At 39.9% G+C, this 7,242-nt stretch carries 8 protein-coding genes; 6 read left to right on the forward strand and 2 right to left on the reverse strand.

Features of this window, described 5'->3' with window-relative positions; translation table 11 throughout:
• Positions 1–141: 141 nt before the first annotated feature.
• The 6 genes from RM368_RS32620 (at position 142) to RM368_RS32645 (ending at position 6,323) form a co-directional block, all read left to right on the forward strand.
• Positions 142–1,374, forward strand: a complete 1,233-nt coding sequence (locus RM368_RS32620) for a sensor histidine kinase (RefSeq protein ID WP_322697897.1) — start codon at positions 142–144, stop codon at positions 1,372–1,374.
• Positions 1,375–1,381: 7 nt separating this feature from the next.
• Positions 1,382–2,023 carry a response regulator transcription factor gene (locus tag RM368_RS32625; protein ID WP_322697898.1) on the forward strand — a complete coding sequence of 214 codons (642 nt, stop codon included), beginning with the start codon at positions 1,382–1,384 and terminating at the stop codon, positions 2,021–2,023.
• A gap of 485 nt (positions 2,024–2,508) precedes the next feature.
• Positions 2,509–2,646, forward strand: coding sequence for a hypothetical protein (locus tag RM368_RS32630; RefSeq protein WP_322697899.1), 138 nt, complete (start codon positions 2,509–2,511; stop codon positions 2,644–2,646).
• 293 nt (positions 2,647–2,939) lie between these two features.
• Complete coding sequence (locus RM368_RS32635) at positions 2,940–3,917, forward strand: GTPase (protein ID WP_322697900.1); 978 nt, start codon at positions 2,940–2,942, stop codon at positions 3,915–3,917.
• 77 nt (positions 3,918–3,994) lie between these two features.
• Positions 3,995–5,392 carry a GTPase gene (locus tag RM368_RS32640; RefSeq protein WP_322697901.1) on the forward strand — a complete coding sequence of 466 codons (1,398 nt, stop codon included), beginning with the start codon at positions 3,995–3,997 and terminating at the stop codon, positions 5,390–5,392.
• A 1-nt stretch (position 5,393) separates the two neighbouring features.
• Positions 5,394–6,323: an esterase/lipase family protein gene (locus RM368_RS32645; protein WP_322697902.1), complete on the forward strand. Its 930-nt coding sequence runs from the start codon at positions 5,394–5,396 to the stop codon at positions 6,321–6,323.
• Here the strand turns inward: RM368_RS32645 and RM368_RS32650 are convergent.
• Positions 6,303–6,494: a DUF1016 N-terminal domain-containing protein gene (locus RM368_RS32650; protein ID WP_322697903.1), complete on the reverse strand. Its 192-nt coding sequence runs from the start codon at positions 6,492–6,494 to the stop codon at positions 6,303–6,305. The genes RM368_RS32645 and RM368_RS32650 overlap by 21 nt on opposite strands.
• Before the next feature lie 101 nt (positions 6,495–6,595).
• A complete protein-coding gene (locus tag RM368_RS32655; protein WP_322697904.1) occupies positions 6,596–7,063 on the reverse strand; it encodes a transposase in 468 nt (155 codons plus the stop codon).
• Positions 7,064–7,242: the final 179 nt, after the last annotated feature.

Below are 7,242 nucleotides of genomic sequence, written 5' to 3' on the forward strand. Positions count from 1 at the left end.
GTCTTGTATTTTAGCTCAACGAAAGTCCTAGCCCAACGAGGACTTTCGTTGAAATCGTTGCCAGATATCAGCGAAAGGTGCATGGTAATTTGAAACTATTGACAGTATTTTTGAATAAAATTATTGTGTGGCGATTATTTTATGCTATCTTTGCTCAAATTTCAGCCCAATCCATTCCCCTTTCTGATGTATACCGAGTGGGTGATGCTGGCAAGCTGCGGTTCCTTAGCCGTATTAGAAGCGATTGCTGGACGACGGTTGCCCCTCCAGCATATTTCCATATTGGTGTTGTTTTGCGTCATGGGGTGGGTGCTACCAACGGACAAATCGCCCGTCAAAATCCTCTATACATCTGCCCAAATTGGTTTAATTTTCTATGGAACAACATTGGGATATCTCCACATTTTGCCGACGCTGTACCTGATTGTTTTTATTCGGAGTTGCTTCTTGTTCGGCACGATCGGACGCTGGGTAGTTGGAGGGCTGTCGCTAGTGTTGTTTTTGACGCATCAGACCATCTACGTGCATAACATGACAACGCTCGTGCCCAGACTGGAAGAGCAGTTTTGGATGCATCTGGTTGCCGAAACATTGATGTTTGGGTTGGGGCTGTTCCTAGTGCTAATGTTGGTCAATACACTGTTGTCTGAACGCCAGGCGCAAGACAATCTGGCGAGAGCACATCAGCAACTTCGGCAGTATGCCTTTCAAGCAGAAGAGTTGGCAACTGCACTGGAGCGGAATCGGATTGCTCGGGATATTCATGATTCTTTAGGACACGTGCTGACAGCGTTGAATGTGCAGCTACAAACGGCAGTGATGCTCTGGCAACAGCAGCCAGACCGGGCAGAACTCTTTTTACAGCAGGCTCGACGGTTGGGTGTGACTGCCATGCAAGAAGTGCGAAAATCGGTGCAGTCATTACGCGAAGAAAATCGAGCAGAGCAGTCTTTGAGTGAGACGATCGCTGCTGTAGTAGATGATTTTCGCCAAGGAAGTGGTATTGAAACGCAAATGCACATAATAGGACAAACAGCAGGAATAGGTAATATAGCAGTGTCTGCTGCGATCGTGAACGCACTATACCGAATTGTTCAAGAGGCGCTGACCAATATTTACAAGTATGCTCAGGCAACAGCAGTGACAGTAGAAATTGAGACAACATCCGAAATCGTCCGGCTGAGTGTTGTAGACAATGGATGTGGGTTTGATCGGGGTAGCTCCATTGGGACAGGATTTGGACTGCAAGGTATGCAGGAGCGAATCGCTGCACTGGGGGGCACATTCACCCTGGAGACAGAACTAGGAAAGGGCTGTCGAATTGGGGTGGAAGTACCTTTGACAATTACTGTGCCAGAAGTGTCGTCTAGCTAGTTGATTTATGATTCGTGTGTTGATTGTGGACGATCAAAGCCTGATTTGCCAAGGACTGAAAACAATGCTGGAGTTGCAGCCAGATTTGCAAGTAGTGGGGATTGGTAGCAATGGTGAGATGGCGATAGAGCAGGTGGCAGTCCTCCAGCCTGATTTGGTGCTAATGGATGTGCGAATGCCATTGATGGATGGCAGAGCTGCAACACGAATCATTTGCGAACGATTTCCCAATGTGAAAGTGCTGGTACTCAGCACGTTTGACGATGACCAGTATATTGCCGAGTCGATCCGGGCTGGTGCGAAAGGCTATCTGCTGAAAGATATGCCCGCAGACGAGTTAGTGCTAGCAATTCGGCTGGCGTGTCAGGGCTATGCTCAGTTGGCTCCAGGGCTGTTAGAAAAACTGATGAAGAATCCTTTGGGCATTACTAAACCAACCGCTTCGACAGAATTGGAGAAGCTGACGAAGCGGGAGCAGCAGGTCTTGCAGTGGATTGCCAGTGGAGCTACAAATCGAGAAATTGCAGAGCAGTTAGTGGTTACTGAAGGCACTGTCAAGACTCATGTAACGCATTTGCTAAGTCGCCTCGATTGCAGGAATCGCGCCCAGTTAGCGATCGTTGCTAACTCGATCTTTGGGACTAATTGAGTATTACTAAATGACACTAAGAAAACATTCTTGAAACTCTAAAATTTGGTATCAAATCGCTGTAGGCTATGGATCGCAGATCAACAGTCTACTGATGAAAGTAAATAGGCATGGACGGGCTAGAATTCTAACACAGCAAGAGATACAGCAAATTTTTGCTGTGGAATTAACAAATGACCGTTCACGTACTTTGTTTGGTATCTGTCTCTTTACCGCTTGCCGAATTCGTGAATGCTGTACGCTGCAAACTCAAGACATTTAGGCATAGAGCCGAGATAAGAACGAAAACGGAAATAGTGGCTGAAAAGGCTTGATTTTTCGTTGTCTATAGCGGTGTTAAGTACAAAGAAGTAGCAAATAACCAAACCTAAACAGGATAATCGTTTCCAGCCTTAATTTCCGAATATGTAGCTATCTCGGCTCAATGCCGAATATGTTCTAACATATTTGTATTTACAATAAACCAGCTAAAAGGAGGTTATCAAATGAGCGATAATAAGGACTTTTGGACTACAGCACTCGGTTTGATTACGGCAGTTGTAGGTCTGATGACTACTTCTTTAGCATTGCTTAGTTTTTTACAGACAATAGGAGTGCCAGTAGGGTATCGAGCCGAGATATAACCAAAAACCTGCAATTGGAAAAGTGCCAATACTGGTAACTCGCTGGCTACCTCCCTACTTGCACGCCCAGATTGAACAGAGAGGTGCGGCAGGTAATACCGCCCATTGACTCTAATCACTAGGCGAATTTTGTTGCCAAGCCATCCAGAAGGCGCTAGAAGAGGGCAAGCGCGAACAAGTATAGTATGCCTTGAACTAAATTTCAAATTTTTAAATGGTATTTCTTAGGGAATCAACATTTCTAAACTTGTAGCTACTTAACAACTTCATCTTTTGCTATTAACAGGTTAAAAATGATACAAGATAATCAGCCAACTTCTGAAGAATTAAAACAATTAATTGCTAAAGTCCAATACTTGTTTAATGAAGCTCGTAAAAGAAATCTTACATTCCTTTTAGTTGGACGAACAGGTGTTGGTAAGTCAAGTACTATCAATACACTTATGGGACAAAAGTTAGCTGAAGTTGGAAAATTTCGACCAGTTACAAAGAGTATAGAAGAGTACAAATCTAAGATTGAAGGTATTCCTTATACAGTCGTCGATACACCTGGTTTAGCTGATACTAGTGAAAATGAACAAGAGTACATAAATTCTATAAAATCAGCAATTCCAGAACCTGATAGCATATGGTTTGTCACTATATTAGGAGAAAACCGAGTTAGAGATGATGAAAGAAAAACCATTAACACTATCTCATCAGCATTTGGTAAGCAAGCTTGGGAAAAAGCCGTAATTGTATTCACTTATGCTGATAAAGTTGACGCCGACGAGTACAACGAATATTTTCTTGAAAGAACGAAGCTAATTCAAGAAGAAATTGCAATTTCTATAAAAAATACTGACATCGCTCAACAGATACCTTCTGTTGCAGTGGCTAATAACCCAAGAGGACGTAAACCTTTGCCAACACCTGACGATAAACCTTGGCTGAATGAACTCTACACAACAGTTATTAAGAGAATTTCAGACCGAGCCTTACCGTCAATAGTTTTAGCAACTGCATCACGTGTCATACCACAAGATACTAATAGTCAAGAAGTCTCGTCTAGTTCAGAAGCAGAACCGATTTTCCTTAATAAAAAGCAGCAACAAGAGATACAAGAAAAATTAGAGAAAAGTAATGATTTTGCAGGAATTACAGCCTTTGTGACTGCTGGTGCAATAGTAGGATTCAGAGGAGGAAGCGTTTTTGGACTACCAGGAATTGTTGTTGGTGGAGCTATAGGTGCAGCAACAAGTTTATTCATCAGCTGGTGGCGTAGGCGTTAAATGAATTAATGTGAATACGTTCGTTATAAGTTAATAAGACGCTTAATAAATTCATCTACTGCTACTTATAGGGAAAAATGACACAGTTAAAAGAGCGAAGTTTTGAAGAACCAAAACAACTAATTCCTGAAGTCAAATTATTGTTAGATAAAGCTAGTACAAGAAATTTTACATTTCTTTTAGTTGGACGAACAGGTGTTGGTAAGTCAAGTACTATCAACACACTTATGGGAGAAAAGGTGGCTGAAGTTGGAAAATTTCGACCAGTTACAAAGAGCATAGAAGAGTACAAATCTAAGATTGAAGGTATTCTTCCTTATACTGTTTTCGATACACCTGGGTTAGCTGATAATAATGAAAAAGATCAAGAGTACATAAGTTTTATAAAGTCAGCAGTTCCAGAATCTGATAGTATGTGGTTTATCACTATATTAGGAGAAAGCCGAGTTAGAGATGATGAAAAAAATACCATTAAAGCTATCTCATCAGCATTTGGTGAACAAGGTTGGCAAAAAGCTATTATTGTGTTCACTTATGCTGATAAAGTTGACCGCAAGGATTACAACAACTATCTCACTGAAAGAACAAAGCTGATTCAAGAAGAAATTGCAAGATATATAAATACTGACATTGCTCAACAGATACCTTCTGTTGCAGTGGCTAATAACCCAAAAGGACGTAAACCTTTGCTAACACCTGACGATAAACCTTGGCTGAATGAACTTTACACAACAGTTCTTAAGAGAATTTCAGACCAAGCCTTACCGTCAATAGTTTTAGGAACTGCACCACGTGTAATACCACAAGATACTAATAGTCAAGAAGTCTCGTCTAGTTCAGAAGCAGAACCGATTTTACTTGATGAAAGACATAAACCACAGGTAAGAGAAAGAATAGAGGGGAGTCCTGAGTTTGAAAAAGTTGTAAAGGTGGCTACTGGAGCAGCTACAGCAACCAAGGCTCTTCCAGCTATTGCACCTATTCTACTTGCAGGAGCAAAATTATTAACTTGGCTGTGGGATAGTGATTCTCTTAAAAATTTAACTCTCATCCAAAATTTAGATTTAAAGATACAAGAATTGAATAAACTGCAAGATGAAGATGATTGGTCATTTCGTATTTGCTCAAACTATAAACCAATATCTAAAACATTTAAGGCTGCTCCTAATGTTGAATCTTTCATTGAGATAAATATTGAGAAAGCAGAGCCTATAGTTATTAACCTTGATTTAACGTTGTCACCAGATGAAAGACAAGACAGTTTACCGTACATTGCCATTATGGGATTTTATCCAAGTAAAGCAGTACGTTCAATAGTTACAAATCTTTCATTAGTCAATGAATCTTTAGAAGTGGTCATTGAAGATATTCTTGTTCTTCTAGACCCTGATGAACAAGAGCTACCCACTGAAAATATTCCATCTTTTTCAACCCAGGTTATTCTATTTGCTGTTGACTGTAGGGAGAATCAATAATATGTACGAAGACAAAATACAACAGATAAGAGAGAGAGGAGATGAACTTATAACCTTTGAAGAGAAAAATAAACCTTACCCAAAGGCAAAGACTCAAGATTTTTTAAATGATAAACAGCTTGTAATTTTAATACATGGCTTTACAAGTCACGGAGATTACATGGGTGAAGAATTAGCACCTTTTCTTGAGCGTGAAGGTTATCAAGTTTTCTTCTTTAATTATAATTCTCCTCGTGGCATATTAGCCGCTGTAAATACTTTAAAAGATATTCTTAAAAGTTATGATAAACTTACCAGAGGAGAAATAAGTCGTAAAAAAGTATTCCTTATCGCACATAGCATGGGCGGGCTTGTAGCTAGAGGATTTACTATAGACAATGATGCAAAGAAATTTGTACGTGGCATAGTTATGTTAGGTACACCCAATAATGGAGTCTTCCAAAACAAGAAAGATTTCATAAAATATTTGATAGATGCTGGAGAAATGTTATCTGGAGCATTTCCAAAACTAAGCGTAGCTGGATGTATTGCCACGAAAGAACTTTGTAAAATTGATGAAAATGAAAATCAATCTATTATTGACATATTGAATAGTGATTGGTGTCAAGCTTGTGAACTCCCATCAATTTTATCTGTATCTGGTGGAAAAAAATTCCTCGATTTTTATAAAAGTGAGTTCAAGAATAAAGTTACTAATGACATAATTCAGAAACTGATTGGAAACGAAGAAAATGATGGAATTGTAACTGAGAGTAGCGTGAATATGCCTCTATTTATAGAAACGTGTACTCTTGAAAGATATAAGCACTGTAATTCTTATGCGGATTATAGTGAGACTAATCATAATAATATTCATCTCAATCAAAGAGTAATGCTTAAGATTTTAAGTTGGCTTCGCAAACAAAATAACCTATTGATTGGGGTGAAATGAGCATCCGTGCTGCTGCTGTCTGATGAGAATTTCGCGCCCGATTTGCCAATAAAGTAACACTAACTTACTGTTAACAGACAAAACTGCTCTTACTTGGGCGTTGCGTATGCGTTCTTTTAACTCTCGTAAAAAGTCATTATAGCCATCCATTGGTGATAAGTTATCTGCCATACTGACTTTTCACGGGATGTGGAAAAGAGGAATTGGTTCGCGGATATTAGACGCGAATTATTTTCTAATTAAATCAGGTTGGTTTTACCGTTTGAAACACATTATTTAAGATTTTGGTGTAATAGCCAACCTTGGCACAAGGTTTCTAGCTCCAACCAACCTCTCCATAAAACTTGTATACCGATGGCGCTGTTTTTCCTGTGTTCTAAGTATCCTCCCAAGCGAGCGATAGCGCCAATAGCCCAATCAACAGTAAATTTGATATCTTTTTTCAGTTTAGGTGGGCTACTAGCTATCAGTACATCCATTTGTACTTTTGTTAACACCACACTAGCATCAAGGTGTGGGCAGTTACCATGCAAATACGTCATTCGTAATAGCTGCACGGCAATTACAGTTAAGAATCCCAGCATCGTTGACATACTTTCACCAGACATACGATAGCTTTCGGCTTGGCAACCTGATTTGAGAATTTTATGATACTCCTCAACCCGCCAGCGATACGTATACCAACGGAGAATTTGAGTTGCTGATTGCTCCGAATCAACTAGCTCAGTAGTTAGTAGCATCTACTCTACTGGGCATAGAGCCGAGATAAGAACGAAAACGGAAATAGTGGCTGAAAAGGCTTGATTTTTCGTTGTCTATAGCGGTGTTAAGTACAAAGAAGTAGCAAATAACCAAACCTAAACAGGATAATCGTTTCCAGCCTTAATTTCCGAATATGTAGCTATCTCGGCTCAATGCC

Origin of the sequence: Nostoc sp. DedSLP03, from assembly GCF_034530815.1 — a bacterium.
Classification (GTDB): Bacteria; Cyanobacteriota; Cyanobacteriia; order Cyanobacteriales; family Nostocaceae; genus Nostoc.

Bases quoted from the DNA above. Each gene is read 5' to 3' on its own strand.
- RM368_RS32650 (WP_322697903.1), bottom strand. From the start codon at position 6,494: ATGGCAGATAACTTATCACCAATGGATGGCTATAATGACTTTTTACGA.
- RM368_RS32625 (WP_322697898.1), top strand. From the start codon at position 1,382: ATGATTCGTGTGTTGATTGTGGACGATCAAAGCCTGATTTGCCAAGGA.
- RM368_RS32635 (WP_322697900.1), top strand. From the start codon at position 2,940: ATGATACAAGATAATCAGCCAACTTCTGAAGAATTAAAACAATTAATT.
- RM368_RS32655 (WP_322697904.1), bottom strand. From the start codon at position 7,063: ATGCTACTAACTACTGAGCTAGTTGATTCGGAGCAATCAGCAACTCAA.
- RM368_RS32630 (WP_322697899.1), top strand. From the start codon at position 2,509: ATGAGCGATAATAAGGACTTTTGGACTACAGCACTCGGTTTGATTACG.
- RM368_RS32640 (WP_322697901.1), top strand. From the start codon at position 3,995: ATGACACAGTTAAAAGAGCGAAGTTTTGAAGAACCAAAACAACTAATT.
- RM368_RS32620 (WP_322697897.1), top strand. From the start codon at position 142: ATGCTATCTTTGCTCAAATTTCAGCCCAATCCATTCCCCTTTCTGATG.
- RM368_RS32645 (WP_322697902.1), top strand. From the start codon at position 5,394: ATGTACGAAGACAAAATACAACAGATAAGAGAGAGAGGAGATGAACTT.